Source organism: Arenibaculum pallidiluteum, from assembly GCF_017355985.1.
GTDB classification, from domain to species: Bacteria; Pseudomonadota; Alphaproteobacteria; order Azospirillales; family Azospirillaceae; genus Arenibaculum; species Arenibaculum pallidiluteum.
In genome coordinates this window covers 39,695-57,968 of the sequence record NZ_JAFIQU010000017.1, presented here as the reverse complement: position 1 = coordinate 57,968, position 18,274 = coordinate 39,695, and the positions used below count along the sequence as shown (strand labels likewise).

General features: G+C 70.9%; 15 protein-coding genes. 5 read left to right on the top strand and 10 right to left on the bottom strand.

Translation table 11 applies throughout. The features are described 5' to 3' along the window. Positions 1-72 precede the first annotated feature (72 nt). The 5 genes from JUB13_RS24825 to JUB13_RS24805 all read left to right on the top strand — a co-directional run bounded on the left by JUB13_RS24825 (position 73) and on the right by JUB13_RS24805 (position 4,784). Positions 73-999, top strand: a complete 927-nt coding sequence (locus JUB13_RS24825) for a carbohydrate ABC transporter permease (RefSeq protein ID WP_236025193.1) — start codon at positions 73-75, stop codon at positions 997-999. A 12-nt stretch (positions 1,000-1,011) separates the two neighbouring features. Next, entirely contained in the window at positions 1,012-1,833 is an 822-nt protein-coding gene (locus tag JUB13_RS24820; protein ID WP_207483857.1) for a carbohydrate ABC transporter permease, read from the top strand. Between the two features lie 35 nt (positions 1,834-1,868). Continuing rightward, positions 1,869-3,002, top strand: coding sequence for an ABC transporter ATP-binding protein (locus tag JUB13_RS24815; protein WP_207483855.1), 1,134 nt, complete (start codon positions 1,869-1,871; stop codon positions 3,000-3,002). A gap of 55 nt (positions 3,003-3,057) precedes the next feature. Continuing rightward, positions 3,058-3,828, top strand: a complete 771-nt coding sequence (locus JUB13_RS24810; protein ID WP_207483853.1) for an L-iditol 2-dehydrogenase — start codon at positions 3,058-3,060, stop codon at positions 3,826-3,828. Positions 3,829-4,022: 194 nt separating this feature from the next. Beyond that, positions 4,023-4,784, top strand: coding sequence for a sulfite exporter TauE/SafE family protein (locus JUB13_RS24805; protein ID WP_207483851.1), 762 nt, complete (start codon positions 4,023-4,025; stop codon positions 4,782-4,784). A gap of 28 nt (positions 4,785-4,812) precedes the next feature. Here the strand turns inward: JUB13_RS24805 and JUB13_RS24800 are convergent, their stop codons facing one another. The 10 genes from JUB13_RS24800 to JUB13_RS24755 form a co-directional block, all read right to left on the bottom strand. Next, entirely contained in the window at positions 4,813-5,502 is a 690-nt protein-coding gene (locus JUB13_RS24800; RefSeq protein WP_207483849.1) for a response regulator, read from the bottom strand. A 21-nt stretch (positions 5,503-5,523) separates the two neighbouring features. Then, on the bottom strand, positions 5,524-8,241 hold the full coding sequence (locus JUB13_RS24795) for a sensor histidine kinase (RefSeq protein ID WP_207483847.1): 2,718 nt from the start codon (positions 8,239-8,241) through the stop codon (positions 5,524-5,526). Between the two features lie 6 nt (positions 8,242-8,247). Beyond that, positions 8,248-8,436 carry a hypothetical protein gene (locus tag JUB13_RS24790; RefSeq protein WP_207483845.1) on the bottom strand — a complete coding sequence of 63 codons (189 nt, stop codon included), beginning with the start codon at positions 8,434-8,436 and terminating at the stop codon, positions 8,248-8,250. Between the two features lie 21 nt (positions 8,437-8,457). Next, complete coding sequence (kdpC, locus tag JUB13_RS24785; RefSeq protein ID WP_207483843.1) at positions 8,458-9,042, bottom strand: potassium-transporting ATPase subunit KdpC; 585 nt, start codon at positions 9,040-9,042, stop codon at positions 8,458-8,460. Between the two features lie 10 nt (positions 9,043-9,052). Then, positions 9,053-11,131: a potassium-transporting ATPase subunit KdpB gene (gene kdpB / locus JUB13_RS24780; RefSeq protein WP_207483841.1), complete on the bottom strand. Its 2,079-nt coding sequence runs from the start codon at positions 11,129-11,131 to the stop codon at positions 9,053-9,055. 70 nt (positions 11,132-11,201) lie between these two features. Then, the gene (gene kdpA, locus JUB13_RS24775) at positions 11,202-12,905 is read right to left on the bottom strand and encodes a potassium-transporting ATPase subunit KdpA (protein ID WP_207483839.1); all 1,704 of its coding nucleotides are present in this window, start codon (positions 12,903-12,905) and stop codon (positions 11,202-11,204) included. A gap of 9 nt (positions 12,906-12,914) precedes the next feature. Beyond that, positions 12,915-13,004, bottom strand: a complete 90-nt coding sequence (gene kdpF, locus JUB13_RS24770) for a K(+)-transporting ATPase subunit F (RefSeq protein ID WP_207483837.1) — start codon at positions 13,002-13,004, stop codon at positions 12,915-12,917. Between the two features lie 259 nt (positions 13,005-13,263). Continuing rightward, positions 13,264-14,352 (bottom strand): alpha/beta fold hydrolase, encoded by a 1,089-nt coding sequence (locus tag JUB13_RS24765; protein ID WP_207483835.1) that lies wholly within the window; start codon positions 14,350-14,352, stop codon positions 13,264-13,266. A 17-nt stretch (positions 14,353-14,369) separates the two neighbouring features. After that, positions 14,370-15,119 (bottom strand): SDR family oxidoreductase, encoded by a 750-nt coding sequence (locus JUB13_RS24760; RefSeq protein ID WP_207483834.1) that lies wholly within the window; start codon positions 15,117-15,119, stop codon positions 14,370-14,372. After that, positions 15,116-18,268: an efflux RND transporter permease subunit gene (locus tag JUB13_RS24755; protein ID WP_207483832.1), complete on the bottom strand. Its 3,153-nt coding sequence runs from the start codon at positions 18,266-18,268 to the stop codon at positions 15,116-15,118. The genes JUB13_RS24760 and JUB13_RS24755 overlap by 4 nt, the downstream gene beginning before the upstream one ends. Positions 18,269-18,274: the final 6 nt, after the last annotated feature.

The window sequence follows — 18,274 nt, the reverse complement described above, 5'->3', positions numbered from 1 at the left end:
CTCGACGCCCCGCGCGGGCCCGCCTCCGGGCCGGGCCCGCGCGGGCGGCCCACCCCAGCCGCGAGCACGCCCATGGCCACCACCCCCATGGAAAGCAGCGCCGCCCCGGCGGTCCAGGACGCCCCCGGCGGCCGCAGCCGGCGCGACGTCAGCACGGCTCCGCTGGTGGCGCCGTCGGTCATCCTGCTGTTCCTGTGGATGATCGTGCCGTTGGCAATGACGCTGTGGTTCTCGTTCCAGTACTACAACCTGCTGGACCCGACCTCGGGCGGCTTCGCCGGCATCGAGAACTACACCTACCTGCTCACCGATCCCTCGCTCTGGACGGCCATGGGGAACACGCTGCTCCTGGTCTTCTGGGTGCTCGTGATCACCGTGGGCCTCGGAACGCTGCTCGCGGTCCTGTTCGACCAGCCCTTCTATGGAAGAAGCGTCGCGCGGCTGCTGGCGATCGCGCCCTTCTTCGTGATGCCGACCGTCAGCGCGCTGATCTGGAAGAACATGCTGATGCACCCGGTCAACGGGCTCTTCGCGTTCTTCGCGCGGCTGCTGGGCCTGCCGCCGGTCGATTTCTTCGGCAGCTTCCCCCTGGCCTCGATCGTCGTGATCGTCGCCTGGCAGTGGCTGCCCTTCGCGCTGCTGATCCTGCTGACCGCGATCCAGTCGCTGGACAACGAGCAGAAGGAGGCCGCGCGCATGGACGGCGCGGGGCCGGTCTCGATGTTCTTCTTCATCATCCTGCCGCATCTCGGCCGGGCGATCAGCGTCGTCATCATGATCGAGACGATCTTCCTGCTGTCGGTCTTCGCCGAGATCTACGTGACGACCTCCGGCGGGCCGGGCCTGGCCTCGACCAATCTCGCCTTCCTGATCTACCTGCGCGCGCTTCGCGAGTACGACATCGGCGGCGCCTCGGCCGGCGGCGTGATCGCGGTGGTGCTCGCCAACATCGTGGCGGTCTTCCTTGTCCGGTCCATCGCCAGGAACATCGCAGACTGAGGGGGCGCCGCCATGAATCCCGGGATCCGCGAAAGGCTCGTCCTCACCGCCGTCGGCTGGATCGCCGCCGGGCTGATCTTCTTCCCGGTCTTCTGGATGGTCCTGACCAGCTTCAAGACCGAGGTCGAGGCCGTGCAGACGCCGCCCTCCCTGTTCTTCACGCCGACGCTGGAGAACTACGCGGCCGTGCGCGAGCGCGCGGACTACGTCCACTTCGCGACGAACAGCGTCGTGATCTCGCTGGGGGCCACCCTGCTCGCCCTGGTGGTCGCCGTGCCGGCCGCCTATGCCATGGCCTTCTTCCCGGGCAAGCGGACCAAGGACCTGCTGCTCTGGATGCTGTCGACCAAGATGATGCCGGCGGTCGGCGTCCTGATCCCGGTCTATCTGCTGTTCCGCGACTTCGGCGCCATCGACAGCCGCTGGGGGCTGATCGTCGTCTACACGCTGATGAACCTGCCGATCGTCATCTGGATGCTCTACACCTTCTTCAAGGAGGTACCGAAGGACATCCTGGAGGCCGGACGGATGGACGGCGCCCGTCCCCGCCAGGAGGTCTGGCTGCTCCTGATGCCGCTCTCGCTGCCCGGCATCGCCTCGACGGCGCTCCTCTCGATCATCCTGTGCTGGAACGAGGCGTTCTGGAGCCTGAATCTCACGACCTCGGCGGCGGCGCCCCTGACCACCTTCATCGCGTCCTTCTCGGCGCCAGAGGGGCTGTTCTGGGCCAAGCTCTCGGCGGCCTCGACCGTCGCCATCGCGCCGATCCTGGTCTTCGGCTGGATGAGCCAGCGCCAGCTCGTCCGCGGCCTCACCTTCGGGGCCGTGAAGTAGCGCGCGAACAGGGGAAGAAACCCGGGGAGGACCGCATGGCGACGTTGCAGCTCAAGGGCGTCCGCAAGAGCTACGGGGCGCTGGAGGTCATCAAGGGCGTCGACCTCTCCATCGACGACCGCGAGTTCTGCGTCTTCGTGGGGCCCTCGGGCTGCGGCAAGTCCACGCTGCTGCGCATGATCGCGGGGTTGGAGGAGATCACGTCGGGCGACCTCGTCATTGACGGGCAGCGCGTCAACGACGTGCCGCCCGCCGACCGCGGGCTCGCCATGGTGTTCCAGTCCTACGCGCTCTACCCGCATATGAGCGTCGCCGACAACATGGCGTTCTCGCTGCGCCTCGCCGGCGTGCCCAAGGACGAGCGCCGCGCCAAGGTCGTCGAGGCGGCGCGCATCCTGCACCTGGACAAGCTGCTGGACAGGAAGCCGCGCGAGCTCTCGGGCGGGCAGCGCCAGCGCGTCGCCATCGGCCGGGCCATCGTGCGCAAGCCACGGGTGTTCCTGTTCGACGAGCCGCTCTCGAACCTGGACGCGGCGCTGCGCGTGCAGATGCGCATCGAGCTCGCGCGCCTGCACGAGGAGCTGGCCGCCACCATGATCTACGTCACCCACGACCAGGTCGAGGCCATGACCCTGGCCGACAAGATCGTCGTGCTCCAGGGCGGGATCGTCGAGCAGGCGGGCTCCCCGCTGGAGCTCTACCACCACCCCCGCAACCTCTTCGTCGCGGGCTTCATCGGCAGTCCCAAGATGAACTTCCTGCCGGCGGTCGTGGCCGCGGCGCAGGCCGGCGGTGCCAGCGTGCGCCTGGCCGGCGGCGCGACGGTCGAGGTGCCGGTAGCCCCCGGCCGCGTCCGGCCGGGCGACAGCGTCACGCTCGGTGTCCGTCCGGAGCACCTGCGCCCCGCCGAATCCGGCGAGATCGCGGGCGAGGTGATGGTGGTCGAGCGGCTGGGCGGCGAGACCTACCTCTACACGCGCCTGGCCGATGGCGAGATGATCGTGATCCAGGCCGACGGGGAGATCCCGACCCGCGTGCACGAGCGCATCGCCGTCCGGCTCGACCCCGCCACCTGCCACCTGTTCGACGAGGCGGGACTCGCCGTCGAGCGCGCCCGCCGCCATCCGCTGGCGGACATCCGCCGCGCCGAGACTCAGCGCGCCGGCTGAGGCCTGGGGCGAACAGAGGGCCCGAACCGCGGGGCCCGAACCGAGGAGACCGGACATGAAGCTCAGGGACAGGGTCGCGCTCGTGACCGGCGGCGCCCGCGGCATCGGCGCCGCGATTTGCCGCCGCTACGCCGCCGAGGGTGCCCGGGTGGCCGTGGCGGACGTGCTCGAGGCCGACGCCGCGGCCCTTGCCTCCGAGATCGGCGGCGGCGCCTTCGGGCTGCGCCTGGACGTGACGCAGCGCGCCTCCATCGACGAGGCGGTCTCGCGGACCGTCGCCACCGCGGGCGGCATCGACATCCTGGTCAACGGCGCCGGCATCTTCGACATGGCCCCGCTGCTGGAGATAACGGAGGAGAGCTTCGACCGCCAGTTCGCCGTCAACGTGAAGGGGCTGCTCTTCACGTTGCAGGCGGTGGCGGCGCACATGGTCGAGCGCGGCCGGGGCGGCAAGATCATCAACTTCGCGAGCCAGGCCGGCCGCCGCGGCGAGGCGCTGGTTGCGGTCTACTGCGCGTCCAAGGCCGCCGTCATCAGCATCACCCAGAGCGCGGGCCTCGCCCTGATCCGGCACGGGATCAACGTGAACGGCATCGCGCCGGGCGTCGTCGACACGCCCATGTGGGACCATGTCGACGCGCTCTTCGCGCGCTACGAGGGCCTGCCGATCGGCGAGAAGAAGCGCCAAGTCGGCGCCTCCGTCCCCTATGGCCGCATGGGCACGCCCGAGGACATGGTGGGAGCCGCCGTCTTCCTGGCCTCCGCCGACGCCGACTACATCGTCGCCCAGACCCTGAACGTCGATGGCGGCAACTGGATGAGCTGAGGGCGCCCGGGTTCAGGCACCCGGCCGATCCGGATCCGTCTCCGAAGGCAGGCTCCCCCATCCCGGGCCGCATGGCAGGGCGGCGCCGGGCGGGGCTCAGGCCACCCTTGCGCCAGTGGCGGCCGATCCCGGGACCGGGTAAATCCACGGGCTCGGGCGCGCGGGTCCCGCCGCGGCCGCAGACGGGATTCGCCATGGAGATGGACCTCGCCTTCTTCGCCATCGCGGTCCCCGCGGTGCTGGTCGCCGGGATCAGCAAGGGCGGGCTGTCGGGGCTGGGCGTGCTCTCGGTGCCGCTGCTGGCCCTGGTGATCTCGCCGGCCCAGGCGGCGGCGCTGATGCTGCCGATCCTGTGCCTGATGGACCTGTTCGGCCTCTGGGCCTTCCGGCGCTGCTGGAGCCGCGAGCACATCCGGGTCATGCTGCCGGGCGCCATCGCGGGAATCGCGCTGGGCTCCCTGACCTTCGGGCATCTCTCGGACGATGGCGTGCGCATCCTGGTCGGCGCGATCGCGGTGCTCTTCGCGCTGAACAACTGGCTGCGCGCCAAGGGAAGGCTGCGGCCCGACGCCGCCGCGCGGCCCTCGGCCCTGCAGGGCGGGTTCTGGTCGGCGCTGTCGGGCTTCACCAGCATGCTCGCCCATGCGGGCGGGCCGCCCGTGATGATCTACCTGCTGCCGCTGCGCCTGGAGAAGATGCTGTTCGCGGGCACGACGGTCGTGTTCTTCGCCGTCGTGAATTACGTGAAGCTGATCCCGTACTACTGGCTGGGCCAGCTCAACCTCTCGAACCTGACGGCGACTCTGATCCTGTCGCCCCTGGCGCCGCTCGGCATCTGGGCCGGCGTCTGGCTGACCCGCCGCGTCCCCGAGGCGCTGTTCTACAAGGCCGCCTACGTCCTGCTGATGGCGACGGGGCTGAAGCTCCTCTACGACGGGATCGCCGGGCCGGGCTGAGAGGCCGGCCCGAGGGTTTCCCCGGCGCTCAGGCCTCCTCCTCCGAAACGCGCAGGCGGTACCCGATGCCGGGCTCCGTCACGATCAGGACGGGATGGCCGGGATCGGGTTCGAGCTTCTGCCGGAGCTGGTTCACATAGACCCTGAGATAGGCCGTGTCCTTCTCATGGGCCTTGCCCCAGACCTCGCGCAGGATCTGGCCGTGGGTCAGGACGTGGCCGGGCCGTCCCGCCAACAGGGCCAGAAGCTCGTATTCCCGGCGTGTCAGGCGGATCTCGGCGCCGCCACGTGTGATGATGCGCCGGGCCAGGTCGACGGTCACGTCCCCGAACCGCACCTGCCCGGGACGGGCATCCCGGCGCCGGCTGCGCAGGCAGGCCCGCACGCGGGCCAGCAGCTCGCCGATCCCGAAGGGCTTGACGACGTAGTCGTCGGCGCCGCGATCGAGGGCCTCGACCTTGTCGGTCTCCTCCGCGCGCACGGACAGCACAAGGATCGGGACGTCCGATGCCGCGCGGATCGCCGTGATCGCCTCCTGGCCGTCGAGATCGGGCAGGCCGAGATCCAGCATCACAAGGTCGGGCCCGTCCGACAGCGCCGCGGCGACGCCGCTCCGGCCGTCGGCCGCCTCCAGCACCTCATATCCCGTGGCTCCCAGGCTGATGCGCAGGAACTTGCGGATCTGGGGTTCGTCGTCGACGACGAGAATCTTCGCCATGGCCCTGCGCCGGAATCCCTTCTAAGGGGCCTGCGTCGCCTCGGCCGTCCCGTCGGTCCCGTGCACCGGAAGGGTGACGACGATGCAGGTGCCCGTCCCGTGGAGACCCGGCTGCGCCGAGATGCTTCCGCCGTGAGCCTCCACGATCCCGCGGCAAATGGCCAGCCCCAGTCCGGTACCCGCCGTGCGGCTGTCGCCGGCATTCACCCGGTAGAACATGTCGAAGACGCTTTCCCGCGCCTCGGGCGGGATGCCGGGGCCCTGGTCGCAGACCTCCAGCACCGCGTTGTCCCCGCGCAGCCGCGCCCAGACCGTGACCGGCGTCTCGGGCGGCGCGTATTTGCGGGCATTGTCCAGCAGGTTGAACAGGACCTGCTCCATCAGGACGGGGTCGAGCCTGAGCAGGGGCAGCGCGGGGTCGATGTCGAGCCTGACCCTGCGGGGGCCCGGCAGCTTCGCGGCCCGCTCGAGCGCCGAGCCGACGACCTCCCGCAGGTCGACCCAGTCGGTCCTGGGCCGCAGCGCGCCCGAGCCGAGCCGGGTCATGTCCAGCAGGTTCTGCACGAAGCGGTTCAGCCGCTCGGCCTCGTCCTGGATCGTGCGCGCCAGCTCGTGGCGGCTGTCCTCGTCGAGCGTCGCGCCGAGTGTCGTGAGGCTGCTGGCGGCACCCAGGATCGAGACCAGGGGCGTGCGCAGATCGTGTGACAGGGAGGACAGCAGCGCCGCGCGCAGGCGCTCGCGCTCCGTCGCGATCCGCGCCCGCTCCACGTCGGAGACGAGGGTGGTGCGCTCGATCGCGAGCGCAGCCTGATCCGCCAGGGCCGCGAGAAGGCGCTCCTCCTCCGGCGGCAGGATGGCGGCTGTGCCCTCGGTCCTGATGCCGAGCACGCCGATCGCGCCGCGGCCGGTCCTGAGCGGCCGGAACAGCCAGTCCGAACTCGGCAGCGTCGCCGAGCCGCGGCCCGCGGGTTCCTCGTGCGCCCAGGCCCATTCGGCCGCCGCCATGGACTTGTCGTCGATGCGGTCCTCCGGCGGGTAGCCCGCCTCGACAGCCAGCCCGCCTTCGCGCGGCAGCAGGACCAGCGAGCGGCCCCGGGCCACCGCGGCCACGTGATGGACGATGGCCCAGAGTACGTCGTCGCGGGTCGCCGCGGACGCGACCTTCCGGCTGAAATCGTAGAGCGCGGCGGTGCGCCGGGCCGAGCTGCGCGTGGCCTCGACCTGCGCGCGCACCCGCGCCGCGAGGTTGCTGGTGACGACCGCCACGACGAGGAAGAAGACGATCGTCAGGACGTTCCCGCTGTCCGATACGGCGAAGGTGTAGAGCGGCTCCGTGAAGAAGAAATTGAGGCCCAGGAAGCCCAGCAGCGAGGCGAAGATGGACGGCCGCAGGCCATGGCGAACCGCCACCGGCAGGACGGCCAGGAGATAGACCAGCGAGATGTCGGGCAGGGCAAGGTAGCGGTCGAGCACATGGCCTATCGCGGTCGCCACGGCGCAGGCCGCCACCGCCGTCGCGTAGCCGCGCCATGCGGGGGACGCGGCGGGGCGCGGCCGTCGCGCGGGCCAGGCCGTCTGCCCGTCCTCCTCCCCGGTGACGACCAGCACGTCGATACCCGCGGCCCGCTCCAGCAGGGCGCGCGCCGTGCTTCGCCCGCGGAGCCATGAAAACGGCCAGGGGAACAATGGGCGGAACTTCGGCACATGGCCGACGACGATCTGCGAGACGTTGCGCGCGCGGGCGAGATCCAGCAACTCGGCCGCCACGTCCTCGCCATGCACCACGGTGGCCTCGCCGCCGAGCTGCTCGGCAAGGCGCAGCGCCTCGGCGATGCGGTCCTTGGCCGCCTCTGGAAGCGTGTGATGGCGGTGCGTCTCGACATAGACCGCGAGCCATGGCGCCTGGCGCCGCTCCGCCGCCCGCCTCGCAGTGCGCACGATCCGCAGCGCCGTCCGGTCGTCGCCGAGGCAGGCCATGATGCGCTCGCGCGCGGGCCACGGCCCCCTGATGGCGTGCGAGCGCATGTAGGTCAGCATCTGCGCGTCGACCCGATCGGCCGCGCTGCGCAGCGCCAGCTCGCGCAGCGCCGTCAGGTTGCCCGGCGAGAAGAAGTGCTCCGCCGCCCGGCGTGCCTGCTCCGGCAGGTAGATCTTGCCCTCGCGCAGCCGCCGCAGGAGGTCCTGCGGCGGCAGGTCGATCAGTTCGATCTCGTCGGCCCGCTGCAGAGCGTCGTCCGGCAGCGTCTCGCGCACGCGCACGCCGGTGATGCGCTCGACGACGTCGTTGAGGCTTTCGAGGTGCTGGACGTTCAGCGTCGAGTAGACGTCGATCCCCGCGGCGAGGATCTCCTCGACATCCTGCCATCGCTTCGGGTGGCGGCTTCCGGGCACGTTGGTGTGCGCGAGCTCGTCGACGAGGACGAGGTCCGGGCGGCGCGCCAGCACGGCGTCGAGGTCCATCTCCTCGAAGGTGCGGCCGCGATGCTCCAGCACCCGCGGCGGGAGCGTCTCGAGACCCTGCAGCAGCGCCGCGGTCTCGCTCCGCCCGTGCGTCTCGACCACGGCCGCGACCACGTCGGATCCGTCGCGGCGCCGCTCCCGGGCGGCCTCCAGCATGGCGTAGGTCTTGCCCACGCCCGGCGCCGCCCCGAGGAACACCTTCAGGTGGCCTCGCCCTTCCCGCGACGCCGCTTCCAGGAGTGCGTCGGGGGATGGCCTCGCGTCTTCTTTCGTGCCCATGCGGCGCTAGGCTCCCGGCCTCTGCGGTGCGGGATCGTAGCGCACGCCCCGGCGCCGCAGATAGGCCGCGATAATCCTGGTCTGCTCCTCTGCCGGCAGGCCGCCGCCGAAGGCGCGGATCATCTGCTCGCGCGCCTCCAGCATCAGGGCGCTCCGTTCGACCGGGTCCAGCTCCTCGAACCTCCTCTGAGCCATGGCGCGATCCCCGCACGGGCCCTATGGCCACGCCGCGGCGGTCAGGTCGTCGAGCGCCAGGTTGAGCGCGAGGACGTTGATCCGCGGCTCCCCCAGGAAGCCGAGATCGCGGCCCTGCGTGTGCGCGGCGACCAGCTCCCGGATGCGGGTCTCGGGCAGTCCGCGGGCCCTCGCGACCCGGGGAAGCTGGTACTCGATGCCGGCCGGCGAGAGGTGAGGGTCCAGGCCGCTCGCCGATGCGGTCGCGAGCTCGGCCGGGACGGCGCCATGGGCATTGGGGTTCTCGACCCTCAGCGCCTCCACACGGGCCGCGACGTCGGCGGCCAGCCTGACGCTGGTCGGTCCCAGGTTCGATGCGCCGGAGGCCGCGGCGTTGTATCCGGCGCCTGCCAGCGAGGGGCGGGGATGGAAATATTCCGGACGCTCGAAGCGCTGGGCCAGCAGCAGCGAGCCGACCACCCTGCCGTCGCGCTCGATCAGGCTGCCGCCGGCCTGGGCCGGAAACAGCGCCTGCGCGATGCCGGTCATCGCCAGCGGATAGGCAAGGCCGGTCAGGAGCGTCATCACCAGCAGGAGGAGCAGCGCGGGCTTCAGTTCGCGGATCATGGCGTTCTCCTCAGGCGAGGCCGAGAGCGTTGACGAGCAGGTCGATGGCCTTGATCCCTGCGAAGGGCGCGGCCAGTCCGCCGAGCCCGTAGACCAGGAGGTTGCGGCGCAGCAGGCTGGCCGCGCCGGCCGGGCTGTAGCGCACGCCCCTCAGCGCGAGCGGGATCAGGGCGACGATCACCAGCGCGTTGAAGATGATGGCCGAGAGGATCGCGCTCTCGGGGCTCGAAAGGCCCATCACGTTCAGCGCCTGAAGCTGGGGATGGCTGGCCACGAACAGCGCGGGGATGATCGCGAAGTACTTCGCCGCGTCGTTGGCGATGGAGAAGGTGGTCAGCGCGCCGCGGCTCATCAGGAGCTGCTTTCCGATCATCACGATCTCGATCAGCTTGGTGGGGTCGCTGTCGAGGTCGACCATGTTGCCGGCCTCCCTGGCCGCCTGGGTGCCGGTGTTCATCGCGACGCCGACATCCGCCTGGGCCAGCGCGGGGGCGTCGTTGGATCCGTCGCCGCACATGGCGACGAGCTTGCCCTTGGCCTGCTCGGCCCGGATCAGCTCCAGCTTGCGCTCGGGAGTCGCCTCGGCCAGGAAGTCGTCGACGCCGGCCTCGGCCGCGATGGAGGCGGCGGTCATGGCATTGTCTCCGGTGATCATCACGGTCCGGATGCCCATGGCGCGCAGCGTCTGGAACCGTTCCCGGATCCCGGGCTTGACGATGTCCTTGAGGAAGACGACGCCGAGCGCCCGGCCGTCCCGGGCGACGACCAGCGGCGTTCCGCCCGCCTTGGCGACGCGCTCGACGGCGGAGGTCAGGTCGCGCGGCGCCCTCTGGTCGAGCAGGGCCAGGACGGCGTCGGGCGCGCCCTTGCGGATCGAGCTGGACCTGGGGCGGTCCTGGACCTCGGCGAAGCCGGCCGCGCCGGCCGCGTCCATGTCCACGCCGCTCATGCGCGTCTGGGCCGTGAAGGGCACGAAGGTCAGGCCGGCGGGATCTCCCGCGGTCAGGCCGAAGCGCTGGCGGGCCAGCGCGACGATGGACCGGCCCTCCGGCGTGTCGTCGGCCAGGGAGGCGAGATGCGCGGCCTCGGCCAGGTCGCGCTCGCTGACGTCCTGGACCGGGATGAACTCCGCGGCCTGGCGGTTGCCCAGCGTGATGGTGCCGGTCTTGTCCAGGAGCAGGGTGTCGACGTCGCCCGCGGCCTCGACCGCGCGGCCCGATTTCGCGATCACGTTGAAGCGCACCAGCCGGTCCATCCCGGCGATGCCGATCGCCGAGAGCAGTCCGCCGATGGTGGTCGGGATCAGCGTGACCAGCAGGGCCACGAGGAACACCACGGGAATGACCGCTCCCGAATAGTGCGCGAAGGCCGGCAGCGTCGCCACGACCAGCAGGAAGACGATCGTCATCCCAACCAGCAGGATGTCGAGCGCGATCTCGTTCGGCGTCTTCTGGCGCTTCGCGCCCTCCACCAGGCCGATCATGCGGTCGAGAAAGCTCTGCCCGGGCTCGGCGGTGATGGCGACGACGATGCGGTCCGATACGACGCGGGTTCCCCCCGTGACCGCCGAACGGTCGCCGCCGCTCTCCCGGATCACGGGCGCGGATTCGCCCGTGATGGCGCTCTCGTCGACGGTGGCTATGCCGGCCACGACGTCGCCGTCGCCGGGAATCACCTCGCCGGCCTCGACGAGAACGAGATCGCCCGCCTGCAGGCTGGCGGCGGGGACCGCCACCCAGTCCGACGCATCGGGCGACGCGATCCTGCGGGCCGTCGTCTCGGCCCTGGTGCGACGCAGGCTGGCCGCCTGGGCCTTGCCGCGGCCCTCCGCGATCGCCTCTGCGAAGGTCGCGAAGAGCACCGTGAACCACAGCCAGGCCGAGATCTGGCCGATCACGACCGTGTGCGCGCCGCCGGCGAGCAGCGTGCGCAGGAAGAGGACGGTCGACAGCAGAGCGCCGACCGCCGTCACGAAGATGACGGGCTTGCGGGCGAGCTCGCCCGGGGCGAGCTTGCGGAATGCGGCGCCCAGCGCCTGAAGGGCGATCCTGCCGTCGAGAAGGCTGATTTCTTGCGTGCGGTGGATCATCGGAAGGTGTCCGGTGTCTCGAAGGGGCTGGTGGGGGACGGGGCCCGCGGAGGGGCCGGGGCGGACGGCCTCAGAAGAGGGCGGCGCCCGTCAGCAGGTGCTCCGCGATCGGGCCCAGGGCGACGGCGGGGAAGAAGGTCAACCCGCCGACGATCACGATCACGCCGACCAGCAGCCCGACGAACAGCACGCCGTGCGTCGGCAGCGTGCCGGCCGAGGCGGGCACGGTCTTCTTGGCCGCCAGCGCGCCAGCGATGGCGAGCACCGGCACGATCACCAGGAAGCGGCCGACCAGCATGCCGAGGCCGAGCATGGCGTTCTGGTACGGCGTGTTGGCCCCGAAGCCCGCGAAGGCGGATCCGTTGTTCGCCGCGGCCGAGGCATAGGCGTAGAGGATTTCGCTGAGCCCGTGCGGCCCGGCATCCTGGACCGAGACGAGGCCGGCCGGCAGCACCGTCGCCAGGGCGGCCAGGCCGAGTATGCCCGAGGCGAGCGCCAGCACGGCGACCAGGGCCAGCTTCACCTCCCTGGCCTCGACCTTCTTGCCGAGATACTCGGGCGTGCGGCCGACCATCAGGCCCGCGATGAAGACCGCGAGCACGACGAACAGCAGCATGCCGTAGAGGCCGGCGCCAACGCCGCCGACGATGATCTCGCCCAGCATCATGTTCACGAGGGAGACCATGCCGGCGAGCGGCATCAGGCTGTCATGCATGGCAATGACCGCCCCGCAGGACGCCGCCGTGGTGATCACGGCGAAGAGGACGGAGGTCGCGATGCCGAAGCGCACCTCCTTGCCCTCCAGGTTGACCGGGCCCGCGATCCCGAGCGCCGACAGCGCCGGATTCCCCTGCGACTCCGCCCAGTAGGCGGCGAGCACCCCGGCCAGGAAGAGCACGCCCATGGCGGCCAGCAGCGCCCAGCCCTGGCGCATGTCGCCCACCATCCGGCCGAAGGCGTTGGTTAGGCCCGCTCCGATCGCGAAGATCGCGATCATGTGGACCATGTTGGTCAGCGGCGTCGGGTTCTCGAAGGGATGGGCCGCGTTCTGGCCGAAGAAGCCGCCGCCGTTGGTGCCCAGGTGCTTGATCATCATCTGGGATGCGACGGGCCCCTGCGCGATCACCTGCTGGCCGCCCTCGAGCGTCGTCGCAAGCGTGTAGGCCTGCAGGTTCTGCGGGACGCCCTGCCAGACCAGCATCAGGGTCCCGAGCATGCAGGCCGGAAGCAGCACGTAGAGCGCAGCGCGGGTCAGGTCGACGTAGAAGTTGCCGACCGTGCCCGCCGACCGGCGCGCGAAGGCCCGTGCCAGCGCGACGGCGACGGCGATGCCGGTCGCCGCCGAGACGAAGTTCTGGACCGTCAGCCCCGCCATCTGCGTCAGGTAGGACAGGGTCGCCTCGCCGGCATAGGCCTGCCAGTCGGTGTTCGTGACGAAGCTGACGGCCGTGTTGAAGGCCAGGTCCGCGGGTACCGCGGGCACCCCCGCGGGATTGAGGGGCAGGATGTGCTGGATCCGCTGCAGCGCGAAGAGCAGCAGCACGCCGAGCATGTTGAAGGCCAGCAGCGACCCCGCATAGCCCGTCCAGTGCTGCTCAAGCCCGGCGCGGATCCCGCACAGGCGGTAGATGCCGCGCTCGACCGGGCCGAGGATGGCGGCCGCGGGCGTCCGCCCGCCAGCGAAGACAGTCGCGAGATAGCGTCCGACGAAGGGCGCAAGCGCTACGATCAGCAGGCAGTAGACGAAGATCTGGAGAAGGCCGTTGGCATCCATCGGCGTCTCTCAGAAGCGGTCCGGGCGGATCAGCGCGTAGCCGAGATAGGCCATTAGGCCCGCGGCCGCGATCCCGCCGAGGATCAGGTCGAAACTCATCCGTGCCTCCCGTCACATGCGGTTGCAGGCGCGGACGAGGCCCCAGCATCCCGCGAAGAACGCGAGCGCCAGTCCCATGAAGGCGATATCGAGCATCGTTGCGTACCCAGGGGGTTTCCGATGCCGTGATCTTCGGCCCGGGGGCCGTAAGGGCTCCACGCGGATTTCCGCCGCCGGCATAAGCGGGGCGTAAGGACGCCGTCATGGAAGCGTGAGGATCCCGCCGTGGCGCCCTCACGGCGTCCCTGCGGCGCGCGTCTCACCCGCCGCGCCCGATCCCCTCCAGCAGCGCCCCGTGGAAGACGTCCGGCGCCTCGATCTGCGGTGCGTGGCCGAGATCGGGAAAGGCGGTCAGCCTTGCGCCGGGAATCGCCTGCGCCGCCGCGCGCGCGAGAACAGGATAGTCGCCGAGGCCTGCGGTGATCTCGGGCGGCGCGCGGTTCGCGCCGGGGGCGGTTCGGTCCTTCATGCCGATCAGCAGCAGGGTCGGCGTCCGGATCCGCCCGAACTCGTGCACGACGGGCTGGGTGTAGATCAGGTCCGAGGTCAGCGCCTGGCTCCAGGCCACGGCCTCCCTGCCGGGGCCGGCATACATGCCGGCGAGCATGCCGGCCCAGCGGTCGTAGTCCGGCTTCCAGCCGCCGGCGTAGTAGAACTTCTGCTGGTAGGCCTTGATGCTCTCGAAGCTCGTGCGCAGCTCGGTCCGGTAGGTCTCGTCGATGCTGGCATAGGGAACGCCCTTGGCGCCCCAGTCCTCGAGCCCCAGCGGGTTCACGAGGACCAGCCGCTCGACCGCCCCGGGATAGGCCAGGGCATAGCGCGCGGCGAGCATGCCGCCCATGGAATGCCCGACGACGGTGGCCCTTTCGATGCCCCGCGCCTTCAGAAGCGCGTTCGTGTTGGCCGCGAGCTGGTGGAAGCTGAATTGGTAGCGCTGGGGCTTGCTGGACCGGCAGAAGCCGATCTGGTCCGGCGCGATCACCCGGTAGCCGGCGGCCAGGAGGGCCCGGATCGTCCCCTCCCATGTCGCCGCGCAGAAGTTCTTGCCGTGCAGAAGGACGACCGTGCGCCCGTTGGGCCGCTCGGGCGCCACGTCCATGTAGGCCATGGCCAGCTCCTGCCCCTGGGAGGGCAGGGCGAAGCGTTCGACCGGGAAGGGATACTCAAAGCCCTGGAGCTCCGGCCCGTAGGTTGCCTGCGGGGCCGTTTGGGCGGCTGCGGTCTCGGATGCTGCGGTTCGGGATGCTGCGGCCTGAGCCGCTGCCGTCTGGGCCGCCGACGGCAGCGGCGCGATCGCCAGGGCGGCCAGGAAGGCGAGGGCGCAGGGGGCGGGACGGCTCGGTCTCATGGGCGGCGCATCGCGGCTCAGGACATCAGGGTCGGGCGCAGCACGATCTCGTTCACGTCCACCTCCGGCGGCTGCGCGATGGCGAAGGCGATCGCCTGGGCGACCGACAGGGCGGGGATCGCCATGCGCGCATGCACGGCGCGCGTCGCCTCGGCGGCCTCTGGGTCGGTCACGCTGTTCGGCAGCTCGGTGTCGACCGGTCCCGGCGAGATCACGGTACTGCGGATGTTGTGGGCCGTCGCCTCCTGGCGCAGCCCCTCGGCGATGGCGCGGACCGCGAACTTGGTGGCCGAGTAGACCGCCATCGTCGGCCGCACCCGCAGCCCGGCCGTGGACGAGACGCAGACGATATGGCCGCCGCCCTGCCGCTGCATCGCCGGCAGCGCCGCCGCGATGCCGTAGAGCACACCCTTCAGGTTCACGTCGATCATGCGCTCCCAGTCCTCGACCCGGCGCTGGTCGAGGGTCGAGAGCGGCATCAGCCCCGCATTGTTGACCATCACGTCGATCCGGCCGAAGTGGCTTTCGGCGAGGGCCGCCAGCGCCACGACCTGCTCGCGCCGGGCCACGTCGGTGACCAGCGCCTCGGCGATCCCGCCAGCCGCGCGGATATCGGCCGCCACGGTTTCCAGCCGGTCGCGGCGTCGCGCGCCCAGGACCACCTTCGCGCCCAGCCCCGCCAGATGCCGCGCCGTGGCCTCGCCGATGCCGCTGCTGGCGCCGGTGATCACCACGACCTTTCCCGCGATGGCCTCACTGCCCGTCATGCGCCGGCTCCCTCCGAGCGCTGCCCCGCGGTGGCTGCCGGAGCGCGCCTCCTGAACCGCGCCACCAGCCGCTCGACCAGAACGAAGAGCAGGGGCACGAAGACGATGCCGACCACCGTCGCCAGCACCATGCCGCCGAAGACCGTGACGCCGATGGACCAGCGGCTTGCGGCGCCCGCGCCGTGCGCGACCAGCAGCGGCACCACCCCCAGGATGAAGGCGAAGGCGGTCATCAGGACGGCGCGGAAGCGGGCGCGCGCGCCCTCGACCGCCGCCTCGGCGATGCCGAGCCCGTGCTCGAGCCGAGTGCGGCTGAACTCGACGATCAGGATCGCGTTCTTGGCCGCAAGGCCGATCAGCAGGACGAGGCCGATCTGCGCGTAGATATCGAGCGCCGTGCCCGTGATCAGCAGCGAGCCCAGCGCCCCCAGCAGGGCGACCGAGACCGAGAGCACCACGGCGGCAGGCAGCGTCCAGCTCTCGAACTGCGCGACCATGAACAGGAAGCCGAAGAGCAGGGCCAGCGCGAAGACGAGCGCCGTCTGGCCGCCCGCCTGCACCTCCTGGAAGGACAGGCCGGACCATTCGTAGCCGTAGCCCTCGGGCAGGGCCTGGTCGAGCACGCGGGTCATGGCCGCGATCGCATCGCCCGAGGTGCCGCCCGGCGCCGCCTGGCCGTTCACGGAGGCGGCGAGGAACTGGTTGTACCGGCCCACCGAATCCGGAGCGAGGGTGGTGCTGACGGTCACCAGGCTGGAAAGCGGCACCATGTCGCCGGCCTGCGAGCGGACGTAGAGCCGCTGGATGGCGCTGGCCTGCTCGCGATAGGCCGCCGCGTCCTGGACCCGCACCTGGTAGACGCGGCCGAACAGGTTGAAGTCGTTGACATAGGCCGAGCCCAGATGGGCCTGCAGCGCGCCGAAGACGTCGGCGGGCGCCACCCCCAGCGTCGCCGCGCGCGTGCGGTCGAGATCGACGAAGAGGTGCGGCACGTCCGAGGCATAGGTCGAGAACACCGCCTGGAGCTGGGGATCCTGGTTCGCCGCCATCAGCACGCCGCGCAACACCGCGGCGAGGTCCTGGGGCGACTGGCCGGCCAGCGCCTGCAGGCGCAGGTCGAAGCCGCCGGTCGCGCCCAGCCCGGGGATCGAGGGCGGGTTGAAGGCGACGATGTTCGCCTCGGGCACCGAGAAGAAGCGCGGCATCAGCCCTGCGATCATGGCCTGCACGCCGCGTTCGTCCCCGCGCTCGCCCCAGGGGTCGAGCACCACGATGGCGAGGCCCGAATTGGACCCGCCGCCGCCGAGCAGGCTGAACCCCGCGACCGTGATCACGTCCGAGACGCCGGGCGTCTCGTGCAGCATGCCCGCGACCCGGTCCAGGACCTGCTCGGTCCGGTTCAGCGAGGCTGCGCTGGGAAGCTGGACGTTGACGAAGAAGTAGCCGGCATCCTCGGAGGGCAGGAAGGCTGTCGGCAGCGTGCGCAGCGCCAGGGCCGAGCCCGCGAAGACCAGCAGCAGGGCGCCGGCCACGACGCCCATGCGCCGTGCCAGCCGGCCGACGAGGCGCCCGTATCCTCCACGCGTCCGCTCGACCAGCCGGTTGAAGGCGCCCAGCGGCCCGCGGCGCGAGGGCTGGTGCCCCGGCCGCAGGATCAGCGCGCACAGCGCCGGGCTCAGCGTCAGCGAGACCATCCCCGAGATCAGGAAGCTGACCGTGATGGTGACCGCGAACTGGCGGTAGATCTGGCCGGTGATGCCCGGCAGGAAGGCCACCGGCACGAAGACGGCGGCCAGCACCAGCGTGGACGCGACGATGGGGCCCGTCACCTGCTGCATCGCGCGCGAGGCGGCTCCCGCGGGGTCCAGCCCGGGCTCCTCCTCCATCACGCGGTGGACGTTCTCGACCACCACGATGGCGTCGTCCACCACCAGCCCGATGGCGAGGACCAGGGCGAAGAGGCTGATCGTGTTGGCGCTGTAGCCCATCACGAGCAGCACCGCGAAGGTGCCGATCAGCGAGACGGGGATCGCCAGCGTCGGGATCAGCGTCGAGCGCAGGTCCTGCAGGAACAGGTAGGTGACCGCCACCACCAGGACGAAGGTGATGGCCAGCGTCAGCACGATCTCCTCGATGGTGGCGACCACGAAGCGCGTCGTGTCGAAGACGATCGCGTGCTCCAGCCCCTGGGGGAAGCGCTGGGCCAGCCGCTCGACCTCGGCCCTGACGCTGTTCGCGACGTCCAGCGCGTTAGCATCCGGCGACTGGTAGACCACCAGCGTCGCGGAGGGGCGGCCGTTCAGCTTGGCCGAGGCCGTGTAGGTCTGCGCACCCAGCTCCACGTCGGCGATGTCGCGTACGCGCACCAGGGCGCCGCCCTCGCCCGCGCGCACCACCACGTCCCGGAAGGATTCGGCGTCGTCCAGCCGACCCTGGGCCAGAACGGTGAGCTGCTGGCGCTGGTCGTCCCCGATGGGCGGCGCGCCGATCTGCCCGGCCGGCGCCTGGACGTTCTGCGCGTTCAGCGCGGCGATCAGATCGTCCGCGGTGACGCCCAGGGCCGCCATACGGTCGGGATACATCCACACGCGCATGCTGTAGGTCTGCGCGCCCAGCACCTGGGCCTCGCCCACGCCCGCGATGCGCGTGATGGCGTCGCGCATGTTCAGGTTGGCGTAATTGCTGATGAACAGCGCATCGTACCGGTCGTCGGGCGAGTAGAGGTTCACGGAGAGCAGCATGTTCGAGGACTGCTTGCGCACCGTGACGCCCTGGCGCGCAACCGCCGAGGGAAGGCTCGCATTGGCGAGCTGCACCCGGTTCTGCACGTTGATGGACGCGAGATCCGGGTCGGTTCCGACCTCGAAGCTGACCGTCAGGCTGTAGGTTCCGGCATCCGAGCTGGTCGAGGACATGTAGAGCATGCCGTCGACGCCGTTGACCTGCGCCTCGATCGGGGCGGCGATCGTCTCGGCCACCACCTGCGCGTTGGCGCCGGGGTAAGAGGCGCTGACCTGCACCGCGGGCGGCGTGATCGGCGGGAACTGGGCGACCGGGATCACGCGCAGCGCCAGCAGCCCCGCGACCACCAGGACCAGCGAGATCACGATGGCCAGGTTCGGCCGGCGGATGAAGATCTGCGAGAACATGGGATC